Annotated in this window: 20 protein-coding genes and 1 tRNA gene; 16 read left to right on the plus strand and 5 right to left on the minus strand. The window is 58.9% G+C overall.

What is annotated here, in order from left to right:
* Positions 1-44: 44 nt before the first annotated feature.
* The 5 genes from ADB02_RS06220 to ADB02_RS06240 all read left to right on the plus strand — a co-directional run bounded on the left by ADB02_RS06220 (position 45) and on the right by ADB02_RS06240 (position 4,032).
* Positions 45-497 carry a MarR family winged helix-turn-helix transcriptional regulator gene (locus tag ADB02_RS06220; RefSeq protein ID WP_038628433.1) on the plus strand — a complete coding sequence of 151 codons (453 nt, stop codon included), beginning with the start codon at positions 45-47 and terminating at the stop codon, positions 495-497.
* Positions 498-666: 169 nt separating this feature from the next.
* On the plus strand, positions 667-1,869 hold the full coding sequence (locus tag ADB02_RS06225) for an ABC transporter substrate-binding protein (RefSeq protein ID WP_038628435.1): 1,203 nt from the start codon (positions 667-669) through the stop codon (positions 1,867-1,869).
* A 30-nt stretch (positions 1,870-1,899) separates the two neighbouring features.
* The gene (locus tag ADB02_RS06230; protein ID WP_038628438.1) at positions 1,900-3,075 is read left to right on the plus strand and encodes a FecCD family ABC transporter permease; all 1,176 of its coding nucleotides are present in this window, start codon (positions 1,900-1,902) and stop codon (positions 3,073-3,075) included.
* Positions 3,075-3,866, plus strand: coding sequence for an ABC transporter ATP-binding protein (locus tag ADB02_RS06235; RefSeq protein ID WP_049190084.1), 792 nt, complete (start codon positions 3,075-3,077; stop codon positions 3,864-3,866). Before ADB02_RS06230 ends, ADB02_RS06235 begins: the two co-directional genes overlap by 1 nt.
* 93 nt (positions 3,867-3,959) lie before the next feature.
* Positions 3,960-4,032 (plus strand) — tRNA-Arg (locus ADB02_RS06240).
* A gap of 195 nt (positions 4,033-4,227) precedes the next feature.
* Here ADB02_RS06240 and ADB02_RS06245 read toward each other — a convergent pair.
* From ADB02_RS06245 to ADB02_RS06260, 4 genes are all read right to left on the minus strand, one after another.
* Complete coding sequence (locus tag ADB02_RS06245; RefSeq protein WP_049190085.1) at positions 4,228-5,250, minus strand: pirin family protein; 1,023 nt, start codon at positions 5,248-5,250, stop codon at positions 4,228-4,230.
* A gap of 91 nt (positions 5,251-5,341) precedes the next feature.
* Entirely contained in the window at positions 5,342-6,070 is a 729-nt protein-coding gene (locus ADB02_RS06250; protein ID WP_076771929.1) for a LutC/YkgG family protein, read from the minus strand.
* A gap of 2 nt (positions 6,071-6,072) precedes the next feature.
* Positions 6,073-7,671 (minus strand): LutB/LldF family L-lactate oxidation iron-sulfur protein, encoded by a 1,599-nt coding sequence (locus ADB02_RS06255; RefSeq protein ID WP_049190086.1) that lies wholly within the window; start codon positions 7,669-7,671, stop codon positions 6,073-6,075.
* Positions 7,671-8,459 carry a (Fe-S)-binding protein gene (locus tag ADB02_RS06260; RefSeq protein WP_042388597.1) on the minus strand — a complete coding sequence of 263 codons (789 nt, stop codon included), beginning with the start codon at positions 8,457-8,459 and terminating at the stop codon, positions 7,671-7,673. The genes ADB02_RS06255 and ADB02_RS06260 overlap by 1 nt, the downstream gene beginning before the upstream one ends.
* 213 nt (positions 8,460-8,672) lie before the next feature.
* Between ADB02_RS06260 and argS the strand changes: the two genes are divergently transcribed.
* The 4 genes from argS to thrB all read left to right on the plus strand — a co-directional run bounded on the left by argS (position 8,673) and on the right by thrB (position 14,067).
* On the plus strand, positions 8,673-10,325 hold the full coding sequence (gene argS / locus ADB02_RS06265) for an arginine--tRNA ligase (RefSeq protein WP_049190088.1): 1,653 nt from the start codon (positions 8,673-8,675) through the stop codon (positions 10,323-10,325).
* A gap of 65 nt (positions 10,326-10,390) precedes the next feature.
* Positions 10,391-11,809 carry a diaminopimelate decarboxylase gene (gene lysA, locus ADB02_RS06270; RefSeq protein WP_049190090.1) on the plus strand — a complete coding sequence of 473 codons (1,419 nt, stop codon included), beginning with the start codon at positions 10,391-10,393 and terminating at the stop codon, positions 11,807-11,809.
* On the plus strand, positions 11,806-13,140 hold the full coding sequence (locus tag ADB02_RS06275) for a homoserine dehydrogenase (protein WP_016422448.1): 1,335 nt from the start codon (positions 11,806-11,808) through the stop codon (positions 13,138-13,140). Before lysA ends, ADB02_RS06275 begins: the two co-directional genes overlap by 4 nt.
* Positions 13,141-14,067, plus strand: a complete 927-nt coding sequence (thrB, locus tag ADB02_RS06280) for a homoserine kinase (RefSeq protein WP_049190091.1) — start codon at positions 13,141-13,143, stop codon at positions 14,065-14,067.
* A gap of 45 nt (positions 14,068-14,112) precedes the next feature.
* Here thrB and ADB02_RS06285 read toward each other — a convergent pair whose 3' ends face one another.
* On the minus strand, positions 14,113-15,831 hold the full coding sequence (locus tag ADB02_RS06285) for a long-chain fatty-acid--CoA ligase (RefSeq protein ID WP_049172045.1): 1,719 nt from the start codon (positions 15,829-15,831) through the stop codon (positions 14,113-14,115).
* A gap of 515 nt (positions 15,832-16,346) precedes the next feature.
* On the opposite strand from ADB02_RS06285, the gene rho reads away from it, so the two are divergent.
* The 7 genes from rho to atpB all read left to right on the plus strand — a co-directional run bounded on the left by rho (position 16,347) and on the right by atpB (position 24,010).
* Positions 16,347-18,299: a transcription termination factor Rho gene (gene rho, locus ADB02_RS06290; RefSeq protein ID WP_049172046.1), complete on the plus strand. Its 1,953-nt coding sequence runs from the start codon at positions 16,347-16,349 to the stop codon at positions 18,297-18,299.
* A 66-nt stretch (positions 18,300-18,365) separates the two neighbouring features.
* Complete coding sequence (prfA, locus tag ADB02_RS06295) at positions 18,366-19,439, plus strand: peptide chain release factor 1 (RefSeq protein WP_005509382.1); 1,074 nt, start codon at positions 18,366-18,368, stop codon at positions 19,437-19,439.
* Complete coding sequence (gene prmC / locus ADB02_RS06300; RefSeq protein ID WP_049172049.1) at positions 19,426-20,370, plus strand: peptide chain release factor N(5)-glutamine methyltransferase; 945 nt, start codon at positions 19,426-19,428, stop codon at positions 20,368-20,370. The genes prfA and prmC overlap by 14 nt, the downstream gene beginning before the upstream one ends.
* Before the next feature lie 37 nt (positions 20,371-20,407).
* The gene (locus tag ADB02_RS06305; protein ID WP_005509411.1) at positions 20,408-21,064 is read left to right on the plus strand and encodes an L-threonylcarbamoyladenylate synthase; all 657 of its coding nucleotides are present in this window, start codon (positions 20,408-20,410) and stop codon (positions 21,062-21,064) included.
* 82 nt (positions 21,065-21,146) lie between these two features.
* A complete protein-coding gene (locus ADB02_RS06310; RefSeq protein WP_224783720.1) occupies positions 21,147-22,379 on the plus strand; it encodes a glycosyltransferase family 4 protein in 1,233 nt (410 codons plus the stop codon).
* On the plus strand, positions 22,376-22,825 hold the full coding sequence (locus ADB02_RS06315) for a hypothetical protein (RefSeq protein ID WP_005509564.1): 450 nt from the start codon (positions 22,376-22,378) through the stop codon (positions 22,823-22,825). Before ADB02_RS06310 ends, ADB02_RS06315 begins: the two co-directional genes overlap by 4 nt.
* Positions 22,826-23,215: 390 nt before the next feature.
* Positions 23,216-24,010, plus strand: coding sequence for a F0F1 ATP synthase subunit A (gene atpB, locus ADB02_RS06320; protein WP_016422455.1), 795 nt, complete (start codon positions 23,216-23,218; stop codon positions 24,008-24,010).
* Positions 24,011-24,098 lie beyond the last annotated feature (88 nt).

Consider the following 24,098-nt stretch of genomic DNA (forward strand, 5'->3'; position numbering starts at 1 on the left):
CATTTGTCTCCGCTACGAGGCTCTCACCATTAGCCTAGAGCAGTATGAACTCATTTGAATGGCTGAGTGATGATGAACAGCTCTTTTGGCAGTCGATGGTAGCTGCTTTTCGCGAGGTAGAGCGCAATATCGAGCGGAGCCTACGCACTCGAACCGGGCTGACGTTCGCGGACTTTACCCTGCTCATCGCTCTGCATGAGGTAGAGGAGGGGATTCTGCATGTTGACAAGATTTGTGATCGACTGAAGTGGAACCATCCCCGCGCGCTGCTACATACCAACAGGTTGGAAAAGCGCGGATTTATTCACACCGAAGACCACGGCGAAGACCCGGATTCGGATTATGTCGTCGTCTTAACAGGCGTTGGTCGGCACGTGTTTGCCGAGGCGGCGCCGGATTATGTAGACACTGTTCGCCAGGAAGTTATTTCACCACTTGCTGATGAAGACCGCGAAGTGATGCTGAGGTGCTTCCAGTCGGTTCTCGAAAGGAAATAAGACTTCCAAGTCCTGCTAGTAAAACAATCACTAGCAGGGCGCTTTTTTCTCTACGTTTCAAGTTGTAAAGTAAGGCGTGCCTAAAGCAAAGGGGTGAGTGCTCACTTCTCTTTGTGCACCCTAAGTACCAAAAACTACGCAGAAATAAACAAGGCAGAAACTGAAACGCATGAGAGTCAATATTTTCGCCAAGGCTAAAACCGCGCCAAAGACCAAAACTCTGGCCGCAATCGGGTGTGCAGCGCTGAGCTTCGTCGCTACAGCATGCGGTGCGGACGCAGAGTCGAACGAGGCTGCCGACAACAAAGGAGAACTCACTGTCACTGATGTCGCAGGTCGCACTGTGACCTTCGACAAGCAGCCAGAACGAGTCGTGCTCGGTGAAGGCCGCGCCATGTTTGTCACCGCGATGCTTGACCACGAAAACCCGGGTGACCACGTTGTCGCCATGGGCAGCGATTTGCATTCGGGCGCGCCGTCGTTTGAAACCAAGCTTTTCGAGACGAACCCCGAGCTGAAAGACATGCCGACCATCGGCAATATCGCCAAGGGCGATGTCACAGTTGAAAACCTCATCTCCCACGACCCAGACGTGGTCGTCATGACCCTTGACCACAAGAAGGCCGCGGAGCAGTCCGGTTTCCTCACCAAGCTCGATCAGGCAGGTCTGAAGTACGTATTCACCGACTTCCGGCAAAAGCCCCTGGAGAATACCGCCAAGTCCGTCGAGCTCCTCGGCCAGATCGTCGATGAGCAGGACAATGCCAAGAAGTTCACCGACTTCTACACAAAGCGCGTCAACGAGATCACCGAACGTGCCGCCAAGCTCGAAGACAAGCCAAAGACCTTCGTCTGGCGAGCAGCCGGTCTCAAGGATTGCTGCTCGACCGTCAACAAGTCCAACCTCGGTGACCTTGTCACAGCAGCCGGCGGTGAGAACCTCGGAGACAGCCTCCTCGACACCGAATCGGGCGACGTGACCGCAGAGAAGGTCCTGTCCGTCCAGCCGGAGAAGATCATCGCCACCGGTGGTTCTTGGGCGCTCGATCCGAAGAAGCCGGAAGTGCTGCCACACGTCGAACTCGGCTACACCGCCACCCCAGAGACCGCACAGCGCACTCTGGAAGGCCTGCTGAAGACTCCGGGTTTTGACACCCTGACCGCGCCGAAGAAGGGTGATCTGTACGCCGCCTTCCACCAGTTCTACGACTCGCCGTACAACGTCTTCGCGCTCGAGCAATTCGCCAAGTGGATTCACCCAGAGGAGTTCGCTGACCTCGACCCGGTCGCTGACTTCGCCAAGTTCCACAAGGACTACCTGCCCTTCGAACTCAGCGGCACCTTCTTCACCGCGCTGGAGCCGACCAAGTAACCCATCTTCCACCATCGAAGAAGGAATCCGATGACTTACACCAATCTGCACGCTCCCGCGTCAGGGCTTGACGACGAACCCCGCGAGTCCACCTCCACCAACGGCAGTGGAGGTCAAGAGTCGCAGCCCGCCACCGAACAGCACGAGTGTCCGTCGTCAAGCACGACCTACGACTCTGCGCGACAGTACCGACGACGCTCGGCACGGAAAATCGCCATCATTGCGGTGCTGGTGGGGCTGGCCGTGTGCGCGTTTGTGGTGGCGACGATTGTGGGGCCGATGGCACTGAGCGTGGGGGACGTCGTCCGTGGCATCGTGAGCCCGAATGATGTGGACGAAACCACTCGTACGGTGCTGTGGAAGCTGCGTCTGCCTGCATCGGTGATGGCAGTGCTGATTGGTGCAGCGCTGTCGCTTGCCGGTGCACAGATGCAGACAATCCTCGATAACCCTCTGGCGGAGCCGTTTACGCTCGGTATCTCGGCTGCAGCGGCGTTCGGTGGGGCGGCATCGATTGTGCTGGGCTGGGTGATTATTCCGCATGCGCAGTTCAACCTGGCGGCCGTGGCCTGGGTATCATCCGTCGTCGCTGTGGCGATTGTGGCGGCGGCGTCGGTATGGCGCGGCTCGGGTAAGGAATCGATGATTCTGCTCGGCATTGGTCTGGTGTTTCTATTCCAAGCGCTGTTGGCGCTGTTGCAATACCGCGCGACTACCGAGGCGCTCCAGCAGATTGTGTTCTGGACGATGGGCTCGCTACAGCGCGCGAACTGGGTGGCCAACGGTATCATTGCGGCGGCGCTGCTAATCGCTATTCCGTTCACTATCCGCTATGCGTGGGCGCTGACGGTGTTGCGGCTTGGCGATGCCCGAGCAAAAGCCGTGGGCATCAATGTGGATAGGCTGCGCATTGCGACGCTGATTGTAGCCTCGCTGCTGGCAGCAACCGCAGTGGCCTTCGCCGGCATCATCGGCTTCATCGGACTGGTCGGTCCACACATTGCGCGCATGCTGGTCGGTGAAGAACAGCGCTTCTTTGCCCCGGCATCGATGGCGGCAGGCGCGGCGCTGCTTGCGGCAGCTCATGCGGTATCCATCACGGTGGTGCCGGGTGTGGCAGTGCCGATTGGCATCATTACCGCAATCGTCGGTGTCCCATTCTTTGTCGGTTTGGTTTTCCTGCGTAAGAGGACGGTGTGGAACTAATGGGCGTATTTCTCGATGTCAACGAAGTAGCTGCAGGCTATGGCAAGCGGAAGGTGCTGCGCGGGGCGTCGATGCGCACGCTGAAGCCGGGTACGGTGACGGGTTTGCTCGGGCCAAACGCTGCGGGTAAGTCCACACTGATGACCACCCTGGCGGGGATTCGAAAGCCCATGTCCGGGGAGATTGTGCTGACCCGTGACACTGAGCGGGTTGTCGGCTCCGAACTGCGCGATGTGGTGGGCTACGTGCCCCAGGATCTGCCAGCAAGTGCCTCGCTGACCGCATTTGAATCGGTGTTGGTCTCTGGCCGGCGCGCCGGGCGTCTGCGCGTGCGCGGCTCCGAGATTGAGCACACTGCGGCGGTTCTCCGGAAGGTTGGTATTGAGCACCTTGCCGACCGCTTCGTCGGCGAGCTCTCCGGCGGTCAGCGTCAGCTCGTCGCCGTCGCGCAGATGTTTGTCCGTGATCCCGAGGTCATGCTTCTCGACGAACCCACCTCCGCCCTCGACCTGCGCCACCAGGTGGAACTCCTACAGCTCGTCCGCGCGGAGGTCGCCTCACGGAGCTCCTTGGCGCTCGTCGCAATCCACGATCTCAATCTCGCAGCCCGCTACTGCGATGAGCTTGTCATGCTTCACGACGGCCACGTGGTTGCCCAGGGGAGTCCTGCTGACGTTCTCACACCGGATCTTTTGGCCCGCGTCTATGGAATTCGAGCCCGCGTGCTTAATGATGGAGGCGTTCCTGTGGTGTGTCCTATTGAGGAAGACCAGGTTTCTGAGGCCGCATAGTGCGGATTTGGCTGGGGTGCGGGGCATTTCGCTAATCGCCCCAGCCAAGTGGTAACATCTTTTCTCGTTGCACTTGTTGTGCTTGTGCCACACGCCCCCGTAGCTCAGTGGATAGAGCGCCGGTTTCCGGTACCGAAGGTCGGAGGTTCGACTCCTCTCGGGGGCACGTCTTATCCCTTAAGCGGTTAGGTTCGATTAGATTCGCCTGGTTGCTTGAGGGATTTTTGTTTCGGGTGTACCTGGCGGAAGCGGGCCAATCCGAGTTACTGACTGCGTTTATGACAAAAATGACCCAAAAAATGGCCTGAAAGTGTCATAAACTCACACAGTTTCACATGTGCAGCCCGTCGGGGGATCCCGGTTAATTGACCGGGCGACGAACCGTACCGTCCGGATAGCGGGCAAAGCGCCCCTCTTCAAAGGGTGCAACCGGATCGTTGGAATCAAACCGCCATGCGCCGAACTCGCCACGCTGGTAGGCATCGAATGCCTCAACGAGCTCTTCGCGGCTATTCGCGACAAACGGGCCATGCTGATACACGGGAGCGCCAATTGGTCGGCCTTGGAGGATGAGCGCGAAGGCCCCCTCGTCACCTGCAGAAATGTCCAGTGCCTCGGTTGAGCGCAGCACTGCGCCCTCTTGCACCAGCGTTTCGCCCTCGATAGTGAGCCTGCCGCGTAGAGAGTAGAGAGTCCGAATTGTCTCGGCATAATTGGTTGGTGGCAACGTTAGCTGTGCGCCCGGTTGCAGGCGCAGCACCCACACGGCTACATCGGAATCTGGTGCAGCGGCCCAGGATTCCGGTGGTGGAGCAAGCGGCTGAGTATCGCCGAATGCGCCCGCGATGACCTTTACGTCGTAGCCGTGGCCATTGTCATCAGTGCCGGTGACGTGCGGAGTGTCTTCTGTCCAGAACATCTGGAAGTGCGGCTTTGCCTCCTTGCCTTCGGGCGGCAGGTTCAGCCAAATCTGAAACATGTGGTGAGGATTGGGGCCGTCGTTATGCAGAAGCGGGAACATTTCAGCATGCGCAGTGCCTGCGCCGGTGGTCAGCCACTGAGTGTCGCCGTCGCCGTAACGAGCCTGTGCACCTTCGGAGTCGGTGTGGTCGACGTAACCTTCCTCGACAATCGAGATAGTTTCAAAGCCGCGGTGTGGGTGGGAGGGGAAGCCGGGGACGGTTGTGCCGTGGTACATGGACCAGCCGTCCTTGCCGGAAAAGTCCATGCCGATATTACGGCCGAGCAGCGAGGCATCTGGTGTCATGGTTGTGCCCTTGGCCTGCGGGTATAGGTCGTAATGGTGGACCGCGAACAGGAAGGGATCCATGCCGGGGAGCTGTGGGTTGTCGGCTACTGAGAACTTTTGAATGATTGCGCTCATGACAGGCTCCTTTGGCTAGCTAAATTCATCATCCACAACAAAATGTTGGCGTGTCAATCAAAATGCTAGCCAAGAACCGACCCGACTGTCTCTACTCAGCAATAATCACAATCAGCGTGCGCGGCCCGTGGACACCTTCGACTCGGGCAAGCTCGATGTCCGAGGTCGCAGAAGGCCCCGAAATCATAGTGATTGGAGCAGTGGGATCACTCTCGCGTAGACGGGAAAATGCCTCCGGAATGCCGTAGACGACCGTGGAAGCGGGCACAACGCAGATGTGAATATCCGGCACCAAGGTCAGCGCGCGGCGGCCAGAAGTGGCCGAACCGTCCAGGAAAATGGTGCCGGTCTCGGCGCAGGTGACAGCAGAGCTGGTGACAATCGCGTCGAGCTCGTCCAGCTCTTCGGCGGTGAAACCGGTGTCGACGCGAATCTCGGTGGTGGCCTTACCTCCACCAGACTCCAACCCCGCAACCCACTCGCGGTCCAGACCTTCGGGAATACCAATCAACGAGGCCCCGACATCAGCAATTGCCTTCTTCACAGCCTCATTGATGTCGGTTGCCGAGCTGCCACAGCGGCGCACGTCGGCTTTGTAATCGGCGATGCGCTCGTCGGCAAGCGAAATGATCTCTTTGGCCGTCAGGTCGGAGGAGCGCTCGTAGTCGCGGGGGATGTCGAAATGCGCGCCGGGCTCGCCAGGGATGATGCCCACGTCAGAGGCCAAGTCACGGCCTTCGAAGGCGATTTTCTGAGCATTACGGATACGCTCGAGGATTTCGCTCTTGGCAATGTTCGCGGATGCTGAGGAGTGGGACATAGCTAGGCCTCCTTGTTGGTCGCGTCAGACTTGCCGGATGTGTCGGACGAGTCAGATTGATCAGAACCCGATAGCCCATTAATCTTCGTCGGAACCTGATTGGCCGATTCGCGGGTCAGCTGCGCCGAGAAATCCTTCGAACCCCACAGTGAGCGGAACGGCTTCTTCGGCGGAACCGGGGTATCACGCGCATCCGACCACCCGCTGAGGAAGAGCGGCAGGGCGTGAATCTCGCCGTCCTTCAAACCGAGTACGCGGGCGAGGGAGGCCATCTTTGCGCTCATATTCCAGAGCTTCTGATTGCCCATGATGACCCCGAGCGTGGCAAACAGCTTGCCCTCCACCGGCGGGCGGTGTTCCGTGACCTTACGGTGGCGCAGCTCCAGCAGTGCCGCAGGGATGTCAATTCGCACCGGGCAGACCTCAAAGCAAGCCCCGCACAGCGAAGACGCATAGGGCAGCGAAGCATTCGGATCATCGTAGGAATCCATGCCAGTGAGCTGCGGGGACAAAATCGCACCAATCGGGCCCGGGTAGACCGAACCGTAAGCGTGCCCGCCCACGTGCTCATAAACAGGGCAGATATTCAGGCATGCCGAGCAGCGAATGCACTTCAGCGCTTCACGCCCAATCGGATCTGCAAGAGTGGCCGAGCGCCCATTGTCCAGCAACACAATGTGGAAATTCTTCGGGCCGTCGCCGTCGGTCGTTCCCGTCCACAGAGAGGTGTAGGGATTCATACGCTCGCCTGTCGACGACCGTGGCAGTAGCTGCAAGAAGACTTCCAGATCCTGGAAGGTGGGAAGCAGCTTCTCAATACCCATCACCGAAATCAGTGTTTCCGGCAGTGTGAGACACATACGGCCGTTGCCCTCAGATTCGACGACGGCTACCGTGCCGGTTTCGGCTACACCGAAGTTGGCGCCGGAAATCGCAACCTTGGCCTCCATAAACTGCTCGCGCAGGAACTTACGGGATGCCTCGGCCAGATCGGCCGGATTGGCTTTCAGGTCCGGGTCGACTCCGGGGATTCCATTGAGGAAGATCTCGCGGATGTCTTCGCGATTGCGGTGGATAGCAGGAACCAGGATGTGGCTCGGCATGTCGTCGGCAAGCTGAACGATGAGTTCCGCCAGGTCGGTTTCGCGGGCGGTGATGCCGGCGTCGGCAAGTGCTTCGTTCAAGCCGATTTCCTGCGTGGCCATCGACTTAATCTTGACGACCTTTTCTTCGCCGGTCTCTTTCACCAAGTCCGTGATGATGTGGTTTGCCTCGGCGGCATCGCGCGCCCAGTGGACGTGACCGCCGGCATTCGTAACTGACTCTTCAAACTGCTCCAGCAGTTCCGGCAGACGCGCCATAACATCGCGCTTGATGTGGCTGCCCGCGAGCCGCAGCTGCTCCCAGTCATTCTTCTCGGCTACGACATGCGCGCGCTTCTGACGAATCGAACGCGTGGCATGACCGACATTTTCGCGCATGCGAGTGTTCTTGAGCTCCTCGTGCGCTGCGGCCGTGAACCCGCGCGTACCGCGCAGATGCCCGACGTTGTGCGGCGCGCGGGGAGGAAGGGCTGGCATGCCGACGTTAATTGCGACCATTACTGTTCACCTCGCAGGGAAGCCTCTTGGCGGTTGTGCACATCAAACGGGGTCTCCTTGGTGGAGGCCAGAATCTCGGCCATATGGATGGCGTGCACGCCAGAGTCCTGGCGACGCAACGCGCCACCGATATTGAGCAAGCAGGAAGCATCGCCAGCGGTGACGAACTCCGCTTCCGTAGCGCGAATATTGGCTGTCTTGTCGGCAACCATTGCAGCGGAGGTCTCCGCATTCTTCACCGAGAAGGTGCCGCCAAAACCGCAGCACTCCGCCGCGCCAGGCAGCTCGCGCAGATCGATTCCATCGACTGCGCTGAGCAGCCGCCACGGACGGTCGCCCACCTTGAGTACCCGCAAGCTGTGGCAGGTGGAGTGGTAGGTCACTGAGTGGGGGAAGTAAGCACCGACGTCAGTCACGCCAGCGACATCGGTGATGAACTCGGAGAGATCCAGCGTCTTGTTCGCGCAGGCCTGTGCCGCGTGGACTTGGGCACGGGTACCGTAGCGGCCCGCGATCATCGGATGCTGGTGGCGAACGGCGCCGGCGCAGGAACCGGACGGGGCGACAACGTAGTCAATCGAGGAATCTGCAAAAGCATCAGCGTAGGTGTCCAGCTGAGGAAGGACTTCCTTTTGGTACCCGGTGTTGACGTGCATTTGGCCGCAGCAGGTTTGTTGTGGTGGAAAGACCACATCGCATCCTAGGCGCGTGAGAACTCTGGCGGTCGCACTCACTGCATCTGGAAACATCATGTCCCCGATGCAGGTCGCGAAAAGTGCTACTTTCACGGTCGCTCCAAAAAGGGTTGAGGGGTAAGGCAATAATTTCCTACCTGAATGCTACGCCTAGCCCCGGATTAAATCTGTTCTCAACCTGAATTCGGCTGGACCGTGAAAGCGGTGTAGGACAGCCGGACGCGGTGGCCTGCAGATACCCCTCAAATCAATCTTTTGGTGGCTGATGTTTCCACGACTGCGATTGACCTAATAGGATAGGCAATCGTGAATCCTGCTGATCTTGCTGTACTAGTCCGAAAAGTCACCGTCGAGGTTTTGACTGCCCACGATGCCGATGTCTCTATCGTGCCGGAAAACCCGACCGTCGAGCGTCCGCGTAACCCTGAGCACGGCGACTATGCAACCAATATCGCCATGCAGCTGGGCAAGCGCGTCGGCATGGTGCCGCGTGACTTGGCAACTGAAATTGCCACAGCGCTCGGCGCTTCTGAGGGCATCGATGAAGCAACCATCGCAGGCCCGGGCTTTATTAACATCCGCCTGGCCTCCGATGCCCAGGGCAAGATCGTCGAGGACGTCCTGGCAGCGGGGGAGAAGTGGGGTCATGCCGACTTCAACTCCAACCTCGACGTGAACCTGGAGTTCGTCTCCGCGAATCCGACCGGGCCGATCCACCTGGGCGGTACTCGCTGGGCAGCAGTCGGTGACGCTCTCGGTCGTGTCCTGTCCGCCACCGGTGCCAAGGTCACTCGCGAGTACTACTTCAATGACCACGGTCGCCAGATTGACCGCTTCTCCGACTCCTTGGTTGCAGCCGCTCGCAACGAGCCGACTCCGGAAGATGGCTACGGCGGAGAGTACATCCAGGACATCGCCGCTGCTGTGCTGGAGAAGAACCCGCAGGCACTCGAGGGCTCTGAGGAAGAGGTCCAGGAGCACTTCCGCGCCATCGGCGTGGACATGATGTTCGAGCACATCAAGAAGTCTCTGCACGAGTTCGGCACCGATTTCGACGTTTACTTCCACGAAAACTCGCTGTTCGAGTCCGGTCAGGTAGAAGCAGCTGTCAATTCCCTGAAGGAAAACGGCAAGCTCTACGAAGCTGACGGCGCATGGTGGCTGAAGTCCACCGATTACGGTGACGACAAGGACCGCGTGGTCATCAAGTCCGACGGCGACGCAGCCTACATCGCAGGTGACATCGCATACGTTAAGAACAAGTTCGACCGCGGCCACAACCTGTGCATCTACATGCTGGGTGCCGATCACCACGGCTACATCGCGCGTCTGCGCGCGGCCGCTGCAGCGCTCGGCTACAACGCCGATGGCGTCGAGGTGCTCATCGGTCAGATGGTCAACTTGCTTCGCGACGGCAAGGCTGTCCGGATGTCGAAGCGTGCGGGCACAGTGGTCACCTTGGACGACCTGGTTGAGGCAATCGGCGTCGATGCTGCTCGCTACTCGCTAATCCGTTCCTCTGTGGACTCCAGCCTGGATATCGACCNGGGGCTGTGGGCTTCGCAGTCCAGCGACAACCCGGTCTACTACGTCCAGTACGGCCACGCTCGTTTGTGCTCAATCGGCCGCCGTGCCGAAGAGGCCGGTGTGACCAGCGAAGGCGCTGACTTCTCCCTGCTGGTAGAGGACCGTGAAGGTGAGCTCATCCGCACTATCGGTGAGTTCCCGGCCATCATCAAGTCTGCTGCTGACCTGCGGGAACCACACCGCATTGCCCGTTACTCTGAGCAGCTCGCCGGTGTCTTCCACCGCTTCTACGACACCTGCCAGATTCTGCCAAAGGCAGACGAAGAGGTATCCGAGCTACACCGTGCTCGTCTCGGCCTGGCTGAGGCTACCCGCCAGACGCTGGCCAATGCTCTGCAGCTGCTCGGTGTTACCGCACCTGAGCGCATGTAGTCGAACGCGCCCGTAAAACTACACCCCGTTGCTCCGCCCGGGTAACGGAGAAAGAGAGCTGTTTCGTGCCTATCGACGGCAATGGTTTCGAACTGGGTGGCTACACTCGACCCGATTCCACCCAATTTAATGAACTACCAGCGCATGTCTGGCCAACTACCGCCCGTCGTCGGGGCGATGACGAAGATAACCCCGGCTCGGTGGAAATTGGCGGCGTGAGCCTGGTCGACATTGCCAAGGAATTTGGCACTCCGGTTTTTGTCGTCGATGAGCAGGACTTCCGCTCCCGCTGCCGCTCGATGGCCAAGGCCTTCCGCGGCGCGGAGAATGTCCACTACGCATCCAAGGCTTTCCTGTCGAAGACCATCGCCCGCTGGGTAATGGAGGAGGGGCTGCATCTCGATGTCGCCTCGGGCAACGAGATGGCTATCGCTCTGGCTGCGGGATTCCCAGCCAAGGACATGACCTTCCACGGCAACAACAAGTCCACCGCTGAGCTGCGTGATGCTATCTCCGCCGGCGTGGGCAAGATTGTGCTTGACTCCCGTTCGGAGCTACGTCGCCTGTCCGAGGTAGCGGCTGAAGCAGGCGTGGTGCAGGACGTGCTCGTTCGCGTGAAGCCCGGTGTGGAAGCGCACACCCACGAGTTCATTGCTACTGCGCATGAAGATCAAAAGTTCGGCTTTTCCCTCGCGTCCGGTTCGGCGCTGGAAGCTGCCAACCTCGTAGAAGAGGACGACAATCTGCGCCTGGTTGGTCTGCACTGCCACATCGGCTCCCAGATTGTCGATTCCGACGGTTTCATTCTCGCCGCCGAGCGCGTGTTCTCACTGGTGGAAAAGCTGGTCGAACGTCACGGCACTGAAATCTCGGAACACTTCAACACCCTCGACCTCGGTGGCGGTTTCGGAATCGCCTACACCGCAGGCGAGCAGCCCCTCGACGTTGCTCGGCTTGCCGACGAGATCCTCACTGCTGTGGACAAGCTTGCGCAGCATATCGGCATTGCGACTCCGGCAGTGGCTGTTGAACCAGGTCGTGCCATCGTTGGCCCGTCCATGGTCACGATGTACGAAGTGGGCACTTTGAAGGATGTGACCATCGATGATGGCATGACCCGTCGTTACGTATCGGTCGATGGCGGCATGAGTGACAATATTCGTCCGGCGCTTTACGGCTCGAACTATGATGGTCGCGTTGTTAATCGCGAGGTGTCCGGTTCCAGGATTCCCACCCGCGTCGTCGGAAAGCACTGTGAATCGGGAGACATTCTGATTAACGATGCGAACTACCCGAACGACATTGTCGAGGGTGATCTGTTCGCGCTCGCTGCTACTGGGGCATACTGTTACGCAATGGCCAGCCGCTACAACATGCTGACGCGACCACCAGTAGTGTCGGTATGCGATGGTCAAGTGACCCAAATATTAAGACGAGAAACCGTACAAGACTTACTAAGCCTGGAGTGTGAAACGCCACGATGACTGCCGCAACGAATAATCCTGGAAAGGGCGAGGGCCACAAAGTTGGTGTCGCTATTTTAGGTCTTGGCACAGTCGGTACTGAGGTTTACCGCCTGCTCAACGAGAAGGCTGAGGACTTCGAGCGCCGCATCGGTGGACCGGTCGAGGTCGTTGGTATTGCTGTGAGCGACAAGACCAAGCCGCGTCCGAATGTGGATCAGGATCTTCTTACCGACGATGCTTTTTCGCTGGTTCAGCGCGATGACGTTGACCTGGTAGTCGAGGTCATCGGCGGCATTGATTACCCACGTCGCGTTGTGCTGGAGGCACTGCGTGCCGGCAAGTCGGTCGTGACCGCCAACAAGGCACTCGTCGCCGCTCACGGCGAGGAGCTCTCTGAGGCTGCCGATTCCTCGGGTGTCGACCTTTTCTTCGAGGCAGCTGTGGCTGCAGCTATCCCGGTCGTCGGGCCGCTGCGCCGTTCGCTGGCCGGTGACACTGTCAATAAGGTCATGGGTATTGTCAACGGCACTACCAACTTCATCCTTGATGCGATGGACTCCACTGGTGCGGACTACGACGAGATGCTGGCAGAGGCCACCCGCCTGGGTTACGCCGAGGCCGACCCGACTGCAGACGTCGAGGGCCACGATGCCGCTTCCAAGGCAGCTATTCTGGCCAGCCTGGCATTCCACACCCGCGTGACTGCTGATGATGTTCACTGCGAGGGTATTACCGAGATCACCGCTGACGACATCGCAGCCGCCAAGAGCGCAGACTGCACCATTAAGCTGCTGGCTACCTGTGAGCGGGTTACGGACGAAAATGGCAAGGAGTCCATTTCCGCCCGCGTGTACCCAGCGCTGATTCCACGTCGTCACCCGCTGGCAACTGTGCGTGAGTCTTTCAACGCTGTCTTCATTGAGGCCGAGGCCGCTGGTCGCCTGATGTTCTACGGCAACGGCGCTGGTGGTAATCCGACCGCCTCCGCAGTGCTCGGTGACCTCGTTGCAGCTGCTCGCAACATTGTCCACGGTGGTCGCGCACCGGGAGATTCCACCTACGCTAACCTGCCGATTCTCGACTTCGGTGACGTTCGCACCCGCTACCACATCGACCTGCACGTCGACGATCGTGTCGGAGTGCTTGCCGATGTCGCTCGTACCTTCTCTGATCACAACATCTCCCTGCGCACCGTCCGCCAGGAAGAGGGCGCCAACGGCGCTCGCCTGGTCATCGTGACCCACAAGGCACTGGAGAAGGATTTGGAAGCAACGGTCGACGAATTGCGCGCCAACGACGCGGTTTTGGCCGTCAACAACGTCATTCGTATCGAAGGAATGGATATCTAAATGGCACAGGAGCTTTTCCCGGGTCAGAAGGTCACCGTCACGGTTGCAGGTTCGTCAGCGAACTTGGGCCCGGGCTTCGACACCCTGGGGTTGGCAGTTGCGCTCTACGACATCGTCGAGGTCGAGGTCATCGAGTCCGGTGTCGTCGTTGAAATTCACGGCGAGGGCGAAGTCGACCTGCCGCGCAACGAATCTAATCTGGTTTTGCGCGCGATTCGCGCGGGCCTTCGCGCCGCAGGTGTCGAGGCACCGGGGCTGAAGGTTATTTGCCACAACACCATTCCGCAGTCGCGCGGTCTAGGCTCTTCCGCAGCCGCCGCCGTTGCTGGTGTCGCTGCCGCTAACGGTCTGGCGGGCTTCCCGCTTACCGACGACCAGGTAATCCAAGAATCCTCGGTATTCGAAGGCCACCCGGATAACGCTGGTGCATCCGTCCTCGGCGGGGCAGTGGTCAGCTGGACCGACAAGCCTGTCGATGGTCGCACCGCGCCCCAGTACCGAGCAGTGAGCATTCCGGTGCATGAGTCCATTCAGGCGACCGCACTCGTACCGGCATTCCACGCCTCCACGAATGCAGTTCGTCAGGTGCTGCCGAGCGATGTTTCGCATGTCGACGCTCGTTTCAATGTCTCTCGTACTGCGGTTATGACCGCAGCGCTGCAGTCCCACCCGGAACTGCTGTGGGAGGGAACGCGAGATCGCCTGCACCAGCCGTACCGCTCCGACGTGCTGCCGGTGACCGCAGAGTGGGTCAACCGCCTGCGCAACCGTGGCTACGCGGCATTCCTCTCGGGTGCTGGTCCGACCTGTATGGTTCTGGGAACTACTGCAGTAGATGAGAAGATCTTGGACGATGCCCGCGAGGCTGGCATCAAGGTCATGGAGCTGGGAATCGGTGAGCCGGTTAAGGTCGTGGTCGACGGCTAAGCCGCAGCTGCGGCCAGGTGCCGGGCCAGTGGCTTAGCCTGCTACCTACTTTTCGCCCGGCCCCTTCAGTTTCACGATGCTGTACTGACCTGCGCTCAAGTGCGAGCGCAGGTCTTTCTTGTCGAACTTGCCCACTGAGGTCTTATCGATTGAGTCCACGAAGGCCCAGTACTCCGGCAGCATCCACTTTGGCAGCTTTGGCCGCAGTTCATCGCGGAGCATTTCAGCGGTCTCCTTGCTCTGTTCAACTTCCGGCATCAGCACCGTAATGGCCAGTGGGCGCTCACCCCACTTTTTATCTGGCATGCCGATAATCGCGCACTCGAGTACCTGTGGGCTTTCCATTACGAAGTTTTCCAGCTGAGCGGAGTAGATCCACTCGCCACCGGAACGAATGACATCGCGAGCACGGTCATGAATAGTCAGGTAGCCGTCGTGAGTAATCGAGCCGACATCGCCAGTGCGGAGCCACCCGTCCTCGGTGAACTGTTCGCTAGCCTCGTCGACCTCCGCACCGCGGAAGAAGTGCGCGGTGCCTCCATCTTGAGCCTCCGGAGAGCTGTAGTAGCCTCCGGTGACCGTGTTGCCGCGCACCTGCAGCTCACCCTGGTTGCGGTCATGCAGGTCGAGCACGCGGTCGTTGTCATCAACAATGCGGAACTGCATGATGTCCGGGAAACGTCCTTGGCTGACACGGTAGCGTTCGCGGGCCTCACCGGAGGCGCCGTACGGAGGTCGTGCCACGGTACCGATAGGCGAAGTCTCGGTCATGCCCCAGAAGTGGATGACATCGACACCGTAGCGCTCTTCCCATAGCCGAATCAATGCAGGTGGGACAGGAGAACCGCCCGAGAAAATCTCCTGCAGACTCATGCGCTTCGGAGGATTGCTGAGGTAGTGTGCCATGAGGTTAATCCACAGCGTCGGCACGCCCTGAGCTACGCGCGGCATTGAGGTTTCGATGATTTCTGCCAGACGCGGTGCGGACAGGTCCGCGCCGGGGAAGATTAGCGACGCCCCGCACATGAAGGAGGCCAGCGGCACGCCCCAGGACAGGACGTGATAAATGGGCACACAGCAAAGCCACGGGTTTCCATGCGAGATGGCAAAGGAGTCAGTGGTGCGCATATTCAGGCTGTGCAAGTACAGCGAACGGTGGCTGTAGACGACACCTTTAGGTGCGCCCTCGGTGCCCGTCGAATAGCACATGGCTGCACCGGAGTTTTCATCGAGCTCAGGCCAGTCGAAGCGGCTGGGGCGTCCGTCGATGAGCGATTCGTAGGAGTACCACGGGATACCATCCGGCAGTTGCTCAGCCACGTCAGACAGATCACCGATACCGATAATGATGACAGCGCGGACGCGCGGGCAGTGCGGAAGAACCTCGGCGAGTAGTTCGATCTCGGTCGGGTCCGCGATGATGACCTGGTCATCGGCGTGATTGATAATGTGCACAATCTGATCCGGCATGAGCTGCTTGTTCAGCGGCTGGAATACCGCGCCCATGGAGGCGACGCCGAGGAAGACCTCGAAGTGTTCGGCGCAGTTGTACATCAGGGTAGCGATGCGCTGATCCCCGTCGATGCCGAGCTCATCGCGAAGTGCATGTGCCAGCGCACTAGCGCGTGCGGCGATGGCGGCAAAAGTGGTGGTCTCGGGGCCGTCACTGTTCCAGGAGGTCACCGGAGTCCGACCGTGAATGGTGCGACCGTATTCCACAATCTGAGCGATATTGAGAGGAATATGAGGCATCGTACTGCGCATGAGCTCTACAGTACCGACTCACAGCCCCGCGACCTAGCGAAACGCAGGTGAGAACTAGTGTTGCTACCTGACTATTTGGTGACTATCCTTGGGCAATAGGTCGTTTTCAATACGCGGCTAGATACGTACTTCTTCATGTACTCCGCATGCCGTTGACCTTCGCAGTTGTTCACACAACGCGATGGCGCAACGTGACATTGAAAACACATAAATCAGTAGTGCGACTACATAGTCTTGCGGTGCTGTGGACCTAAAATTTCCTAACCATCTTCAGCCCGGACGCTCGGGTTTGAGATGCGGAAATAATGTAGGCAAGATGCCTCGGTTTAGTTTCAACGTCGAGGTCTTTTGCCTGGCTTTTTCGATAGTTTCCCGTCAGCTGCGGCTACTTTTCCGCACGTGGTAAAGGTTCGACGACGGAGCACACGCGGTGGCGGGCAGTAAGAGCGAAAAAGTGTCAATGACATAGCCCCCTGTAGAGAGTGACTGCAGGGAAGGTCGATGAAAGGACATCCGTGACCGATACGGACACCACTGCCACGGCAGGCGGCCCAGAGAATCTTGCGGCCCTCCGAATGGCAGAACTGCGTGAAATCGCTTCCAGCAAGGGCATTCGCGGCATCTCCGCCATGCGCAAGCATGAGCTGATTGAGGCCATTAAGAATGGTGCCCCGGCTGCTGGTTCCGCTCCAGCTCGGAAATCTCGCGCGAAGAAGGCTGCGGCTGGGGCTGCGGATACCGGCTCCAAGGCGAAGGATGCCAAGGAATCGCCGTCGGAAAGCGCGGATAAGGGTTCCAGTAAGAGCGCCGACAAGAGCGACAAGGGCAACGACAAGCGAGACGACGCCAACGCGGATGGTCGCGAGGAGATGTCCCGTTCTCAGCAGCGTCGAAATCGTCGTAACCGTGCTCGTCAGCGCGAGCAGGAGAATCAGGACGATCGCAGCAACGATAGCCGCGACGATTCCGATAACGGCAACGACCGCGGTGATCGCAACGACAATCGCAACGATCGTAATGATCGTAATGACCGCGGTGATCGCAACGACCGTAATAACCGCAACGATCGCAACAACCACGATCGAGACAACGACGATGAAGGCCGCGGCAACCGCAACAACCGCCGCGGTCGCAACAACAATCGCAATAACGACCGCAATAACCATGACGATGACGGTCGTGGCAACCGTAACCGCCGCAACCGTCGCAATCGCCGCGACCGTCGCGGACGCGATAACAACGGTGGGGGACACGGCGGTCAGGACGAGATCCGCGAGGATGACGTTCTCCAGCCGGTGGCTGGCATCGTCGATGTGCTAGATAACAAGACCGCATTCGTGCGCACGTCCGGATACCTGCCGGGCTCTAACGATGTGCTGGTGTCCGCGCAAATGGTTCGTAAATACGGTCTGCGCAAGGGCGACGCCGTCACTGGTCAGGTCCGCATGCCGCGTGAGAATGGCTCGGGCCAGGTCACTCATGGCAACGGCCGTAATCGCCGCAAGTACAACCCGCTGGTCAAGGTCGAAACTGTAAACGGCATCGATCCGGAGCAGGCAAAGCAGCGGCCGAACTTCGCTAAGCTCACCCCGCTGTACCCGAACCGTCGCCTGCGCCTGGAGACCGAGCAGAAGATTCTCACCACTCGCGTCATCGACCTGATTATGCCGATTGGTAAGGGTCAGCGTGCGCTCATCGTTTCGCCGCCGAAGGCCGGTAAGACCACGATCCTGCAGAACATTGCGAACGCTATCGCGACGAACAACCCCGAGTGCTACATGATGGTCGTGCTTGTCGACGAGCGCCCGGAGGAAGTCACCGACATGCAGCGCAGTGTCCGTGGCGAGGTTATTGCTTCTACCTTCGACCGCCCGCCGTCAGATCACACGGCAGTGGCCGAGTTGGCTATTGAGCGTGCAAAGCGTCTGGTGGAACAGGGGCAGGACGTCGTCGTACTGCTGGACTCCATTACCCGCCTTGGCCGTGCGTACAACAACTCTTCGCCGGCATCGGGACGAATCCTCTCCGGTGGTGTGGACTCCAACGCTCTGTACCCGCCGAAGCGCTTCTTGGGTGCTGCCCGAAACATCGAAGAAGGCGGCAGCCTCACCATCATCGCCACCGCGATGGTGGAGACCGGTTCCGCAGGCGACACTGTTATCTTCGAGGAGTTCAAGGGCACCGGTAACGCCGAGCTGAAGCTCGACCGTAAAATCTCCGAGCGCCGCGTGTTCCCGGCAGTGGATGTCAACCCGTCGGGTACTCGTAAGGATGAGCTACTGCTCAGCACGGAGGAGGCTCGCATTATGCACAAGCTGCGCCGCATCCTCTCCGCGCTGGAGTCGCAGGCTGCTATTGACCTGTTGATTAAGCAGCTGAAGAAGACCCGGAATAACAAGGAATTCCTGATGCAGGTGGCTTCTTCTGCACCAATGGCCGCCGACGTTGATGTGGACGACATGCTTTAGCTGGGGTTAGCCGCAAACCACAGCACCAACCAGCATTTCACCCATCACAATCTGAAGGAATATTCAATGGCTAATCAGGTTTCCGCAGTTGACGACATCCTCTCCGAATACCACGGGCTCGAGGCGCAGCTGGCTGACCCCGAGCTGCACAACGACCCGAAGGCTGCCCGTAAGGTCGGCAAGCGCTTCAATGAGCTGCAGCCGGTCATTCAGACTCACAAGAAGCTGACTGAGGTCCAGGATGACCTGGAGGCAGCTCGCGAGATGGCATACGAGGACTCCGAGTTCGCAGCTGAGGCTGAGCGTCTCGCTGCCGAGGCAGAGGAACTCGAGGAGAAGCTCGCCGACCTGCTGGCTCCGCGCGATCCGCACGACAGCGATGACATCGTTATGGAGCTCAAGTCCGGTGCCGGCGGTGAGGAGGCTGCGCTCTTCGCAGGTGAGCTCGCTCGCATGTACCAGCGCTATGCAGAAAAGCACGGCTTTACCACCGAGATTCTCGGTCTGTCCGAGTCTGATCTCGGCGGCGTGAAGGACATGACTATGTCCATCCGAGCCAAGACTCCGTCCCGCGACGGTGCGTGGAGCGTGTTCAAGTTTGAAGGTGGCGTCCACCGCGTGCAGCGCGTGCCGGTTACCGAATCTCAGGGCCGTATTCAAACGTCCGCCGCTGGTGTGCTGGTCTACCCGGAGCCCGACGAGGTCGAAGACATCCAGATTGATGAAAAGGATCTGCGTGTCGACGTCTACCGCTCCTCCGGTAAGGGCGGTCAGGGTGTTAACACGACTGACTCCGCCGTTCGCCTGACGCACCTTCCGACTGGTCTCGTTGTTACCTGTCAGAAGGAACGCTCGCAGATTCAGAACAAGGCCCGCGCTATGCAGGTCCTTGCTGCTCGACTGCAGCAGATGAAGGAAGAGGAGATCGCCGAGGCTGCCTCTGACCAGCGTAAGTCTCAGGTGCGCAACATGGATCGCTCCGAGCGCATCCGCACTTACAACTTCCCGGAGAACCGCGTTTCCGATCACCGCATCGGTTACAAGGCTCACAACCTGGACTCGGTGCTGGGCGGCGACATGGATGACCTGCTCAAGGCCCTCCACGACGCGGAGCGCGCTGAGCGTCTTGAAGCCGAGTAGCCCCACGCCCGCAGAAAATAGCTCGCCGACGTTACCGGATTCCGTCCGTACTCTCGGCGAGCTGTTTCGCTATGCGCGTCGCACGCTTGACGACGCGGCGCTGGCTTCTCCGGATGCCGACGCACGGGCGCTATTTGCAGCCGCAGTCGATGCGGGATCGGCAGACATTATCTTCCGCGGAGACGAACCGTACACCGATGAGGACGGTCGCAAGTATCTGGCCGAGATACTGGCCCGCAGAGTGGCTCGTGAGCCACTGCAGCACATCCTCGGTACGGCGCCGATGATGAGCCTGGAACTACAGGTCGGGCCCGGTGTTTTTGTACCCCGGCCGGAGACGGAACTGCTCGCGCAGTGGGCAATCGATCGAGCCCGTGAACTGGTCGCAAGTGGCGTCGTCAAGCCGAAAATCGTTGACTTGTGTACTGGATCCGGTGCGTTGGCGTTGGCGATCGCCGATGCCGTACCCGAAGCGGACGTGGTGGCTGTGGAGCTCTCTGAGCGGGCACGGGCGTGGGCTGCGAAGAATATCGAGACGTACGGCGATGGGCGTGTGCGTCTGATTGCTGGCGATGTCACGGATGTTCAGCTGATTGATGATGGCGCTGAGCTCGCAGAATGGGTAGGCGAGACCGACATTGTTGTGTCCAACCCTCCATATGTGCCCGAAGACACCGAAGTTGACCCCGAAGTGAGAGCTGATCCGCACTCTGCGGTCTTCGGCGGCGACGATGGGCTAGATGTCATTCGACCTATGATGAACCTAGTGGATGCGCTGGTGCGGCCGGGTGGAGTCATCGGCATCGAGCACGATGACTCTTCAGGAGACGATGTCAGTTCACTGCTAAAGGACACCTGGGATTACGCTGATGTAGAGGTCCACCGTGACTTTGCGGGCCGTGACCGTTTTACGGTGGGACGCAAAAATTGATCTTAAAAGCAAACTTTGAAGCAGGAGCACAAATCTGATGAGCAGGATTATGGACTGCAGCACAGATGAAAACCGCGAACGCGCAATTGCAGCAGCAGTAGATGCAGTGAAGGCAGGACGGCTGGTCGTTATGCCTACCGATACCGTCTACGGCCTTGGCTGCGATGCCTTTGATAACCAGGCCGTTGCCTCCTTGCTGCGTGCCAAGCACCGCGGCCCGGATATGCCGGTACCGGTGCTCGTGGGTTCCTGGAACACGATTGAGGGGCTCGTCCGCGAATACTCGCCAGCTGCTCGCACGCTGGTGGAGGCTTTCTGGCCGGGCGGACTGTCGCTGGTTGTGAACCAGGCGCCGAGCTTGCCGTGGAACCTTGGTGATACCGCGGGTACGGTCATGCTGCGCATGCCGCTGCACCCAATTGCTATCGAGATTCTGCGCCGCACCGGTCCGATGGCCGTGTCCAGTGCGAACATCTCCGGCCAGGCACCGGCCACCAATGCCGTGCGTGCCAAGCAGATGTTGGGTGGGGAAGCGGCTGTCTACGTCGACGGCGGCGAAGCCACGATTGGCACCCCATCGACGATTGTCGATATCTCGACTCCAGTGCCGCGGATTCTGCGCGAAGGCGCTGTGTCAGCAGCGGCGGTTGCCGAGGTTTTGAGTACTACGCCCGAGCGACTGCTGGGGCAGTAGTCTTGTCTACCTAAGGCTTTTCCTGTTTAGTATCTGCAGCGATTGTGTGGGTGAGTAGTACCTAGTGGCGGACATGAGCTTATTGGCAGCCCAGTCGGGTGGGGCAGGTGTGCCCATCCGCGAGCTCGCCATGCTCGTTTTAGTTTCCGCTGCTGTCAGTTATTTGCTCACTGGAGTGGTGCGTTATGTGCTGGTCCGCTCGGGCTGGTTGGATGCGCCCCGCACGCGCGATGTCCACGATATTCCGAAGCCCAGGCTCGGAGGCGTGGCGATGTACTCCGGGGTGGTCGCAGCTATCGCCCTTGCCTCGGTGATGCCGGCTCTCAACCGTGGTTTTCCGCCCATGACTCCAGATATGAGGGCAGTTGTGGCGGCCGCGTCGCTCTTGCTAATCGTCGGTATTTGGGATGACCTCTTTGACTTAGATGCCCTCACGAAGTTGGTGGGGCAGGTCGCGGCGGCACTTTTGATGTCATTTATGGGCGTCAATTGGTATCTGCTCTATATCCCGTTCAGTGGCGGCGCCACGCTCATTCTCGATCCAATCATGTCCACAGTCTTGACTGTCCTATTTACTGTGGCATTGATTAACGCCTTCAACTTTGTTGACGGCATCGATGGTCTCGCAGCTGGACTCGGCATGATCGCCGCAGCTGCAATCCTTGTCTATTCGATGGTCATGCTTCACGACCAAGGCGGAACCGTGTCTGCCTATCCACCCGCGATGATTTCCGCGTGCCTCCTCGGCGCTTGCCTGGGCTTCTTGCCGCACAACTTCGAGCCCGCACGCATTTTCATGGGCGATTCCGGTGCCATGATGATCGGCTTGCTGCTCGCAGCGGCATCGGTGTCGGCGTCGGGACGCATCGCGCCCTCCATGTACGGCACCGCTGACGTCATCGCTCTAATCTCGCCGGTTGTGGTCGTCATCGCAGCAATTAGCGTGCCAATGCTCGACTTGCTGCTTGCTGTCGTTCGCCGCGTCAGCCAGGGCAAGTCACCCTTCTCACCCGACAAAATGCATATTCACCACCGCCTCCTGTCGATGGGACACAGTCATCGCCGCGTGGTGCTAGTGCTTTACCTATGGGTGTCGGTCGTCGCGTACGCCGCCGTTGCCACCACCATTTTCCCCTTTGAATTTGTCGCTCTCACCTTCGGGATCCTGCTTATCATCGCGGTTGTCTTCACCCTCCGCCGTCGCAATGCGCTTGCCGACGACCGTTCAACGGGAGCGCGTCCCAGAAGTGGAAGTGGGGTCCGGCAGGTTATAAGACGTCGACGTGGACGCAGAAGGTACAATCTTCGACCGTGACTGAAAAAACAACTCCGGAGCCCGAGTCTAAATACGACGATTCGCGGCGACCGCTGCTGGCTGCTGCTCGCTCGGGCGCAATCGCGCTCGCTGTGATTACCGTGCTTTCGCTGCTGGTCTGGGGTGGCAAAAACGGTATGCCCGGTGTCTGGGGCGTACTCCTTGGTGCGGGCATTAGCGGAAGCTTCGTATTGCTTACCGTTCTAGGCATCCTCTTTACTGCTCGAACTTCGCCGTCCGTCACGCTTGCCGTTGTACTGGGTGGCTGGTTGTTGAAGATTGTCGTATTGATCGGTGTCCTGGTTGTTATTAGAAATCTTGAGTTTTATGACAACATGACTTTCTTCGTCACTGTTGTACTCACGCTGATGGTGACGCTGGGTGCAGAAGTGTGGGGAATGTCGCAATCTAACCTCACTTATGTGCAACCAATGAAGGACGAATAGCTCGTTAATAACTTGTTGACCTGCTGAGAGGCTGCAATGCGCCTCTAAAACCGCAGGTAATAAGCATATTGTCCAGTTTGTGCAGAAGATGCCACAAATAGAGGCCGAAACCCACAGCGGGGGTCGGCCTCTTTGTTGGTTTCGGGGTCGGAAACGCGGGGGTGTACCGGGTGGGGAAAATGAGTCAGAACTGTTATCCTGAGTTTCGGGTAAGACGGCCTGTAGCGAAATAACTATCATTTCCACAGGTACGGTCCCCGTGAGCGCCGTGCTGATGAGCGAATGGAATCCGCGGCGCGACACGTTAAATGACGTCCTTCGCACCGCTTGACAATAGTTCTAGCGGCCCAATCACGGGAGAGAACGCTGAGCGTTACAACACTTGCCGAGATGCGGGGTGAGTTTCACTCACCCAACTTGCAGGAGGAGTATTTCCCGGGTGAACAATTTGGCGACTTCATTTTAGGTGGCAGTGGCGACTGGTACGCCATGGACCGCCTGATGATTGTTCGTCTTTTGATGGCCGTGATCGTCGCCGTGTTCTTCGTCGTCGCAATGCGTCGTCCGAAGCTCGTGCCGACTGGTCTGCAGAACGTTGCGGAGTTGATGCTGGACTTCGTCCGCATCCACATCGCGGAGGAGATTCTGGGTAAGAAGGAGGGGCGTCGTTTCCTTCCGGTTCTGGCCACCATCTTCTTCCTTGTTATCTCGATGAATATTGCGGCTATTATTCCTGGCCTCAATATTTCGCCGAACGCCCGAATCGGTATGCCACTGGTTCTGGCCCTGTTCGCATACGTTGCCTTCATTTACGCGGGCTCGAAGAAGATGGGCTTCTTCAAGTTTGTGAAGTCGGCAGTCGTTATTCCGAACTTGCCACCGGTACTCCACCTCATCGTGGTGCCGATCGAGATTTTCTCCAACTTCGTTCTCCGCCCAGTTACGCTGACCATCCGTCTGATGGCCAACATGCTGGCGGGCCACATGGTTCTAGTCCTGCTTTTCGGTGCCACGAACTTCTTCTTCTGGCAGCTGAATGGTTGGACCGCCCTGTCCGGGTTGACCCTTGTCGCTGCGGTAGCATTCACGCTGTTCGAGATGCTGGTGATTTTCCTGCAGGCATACATCTTTGCCCTGCTGAGCGCCGTCTACATCGAACTGTCGCTGCACGCAGACGAGCACTAACCCATAACTAATGAGGCCGCAACTTCGGCAACAAGGCCTCGCAAATTTAATAGCAAGACCCACTTGACCCACAAAAGCCCCGGGCCTA

Source organism: Corynebacterium sp. 212_CJEI, from assembly GCF_001055915.1.
Lineage (GTDB): Bacteria > Actinomycetota > Actinomycetes > Mycobacteriales > Mycobacteriaceae > Corynebacterium > Corynebacterium jeikeium_D.

Coding starts and splice junctions, on each gene's coding strand:
- ADB02_RS06245 (WP_049190085.1), bottom strand. CDS start 5,250: ATGAGCGCAATCATTCAAAAGTTCTCAGTAGCCGACAACCCACAGCTC.
- ADB02_RS06255 (WP_049190086.1), bottom strand. CDS start 7,671: ATGGTCGCAATTAACGTCGGCATGCCAGCCCTTCCTCCCCGCGCGCCG.
- ADB02_RS06250 (WP_076771929.1), bottom strand. CDS start 6,070: ATGTCCCACTCCTCAGCATCCGCGAACATTGCCAAGAGCGAAATCCTC.
- thrB (WP_049190091.1), top strand. CDS start 13,141: ATGGCACAGGAGCTTTTCCCGGGTCAGAAGGTCACCGTCACGGTTGCA.
- prfA (WP_005509382.1), top strand. CDS start 18,366: ATGGCTAATCAGGTTTCCGCAGTTGACGACATCCTCTCCGAATACCAC.
- ADB02_RS06225 (WP_038628435.1), top strand. CDS start 667: ATGAGAGTCAATATTTTCGCCAAGGCTAAAACCGCGCCAAAGACCAAA.
- atpB (WP_016422455.1), top strand. CDS start 23,216: ATGCGGGGTGAGTTTCACTCACCCAACTTGCAGGAGGAGTATTTCCCG.
- ADB02_RS06230 (WP_038628438.1), top strand. CDS start 1,900: ATGACTTACACCAATCTGCACGCTCCCGCGTCAGGGCTTGACGACGAA.
- ADB02_RS06275 (WP_016422448.1), top strand. CDS start 11,806: ATGACTGCCGCAACGAATAATCCTGGAAAGGGCGAGGGCCACAAAGTT.
- ADB02_RS06285 (WP_049172045.1), bottom strand. CDS start 15,831: ATGCGCAGTACGATGCCTCATATTCCTCTCAATATCGCTCAGATTGTG.
- ADB02_RS06235 (WP_049190084.1), top strand. CDS start 3,075: ATGGGCGTATTTCTCGATGTCAACGAAGTAGCTGCAGGCTATGGCAAG.
- ADB02_RS06220 (WP_038628433.1), top strand. CDS start 45: ATGAACTCATTTGAATGGCTGAGTGATGATGAACAGCTCTTTTGGCAG.
- ADB02_RS06305 (WP_005509411.1), top strand. CDS start 20,408: ATGAGCAGGATTATGGACTGCAGCACAGATGAAAACCGCGAACGCGCA.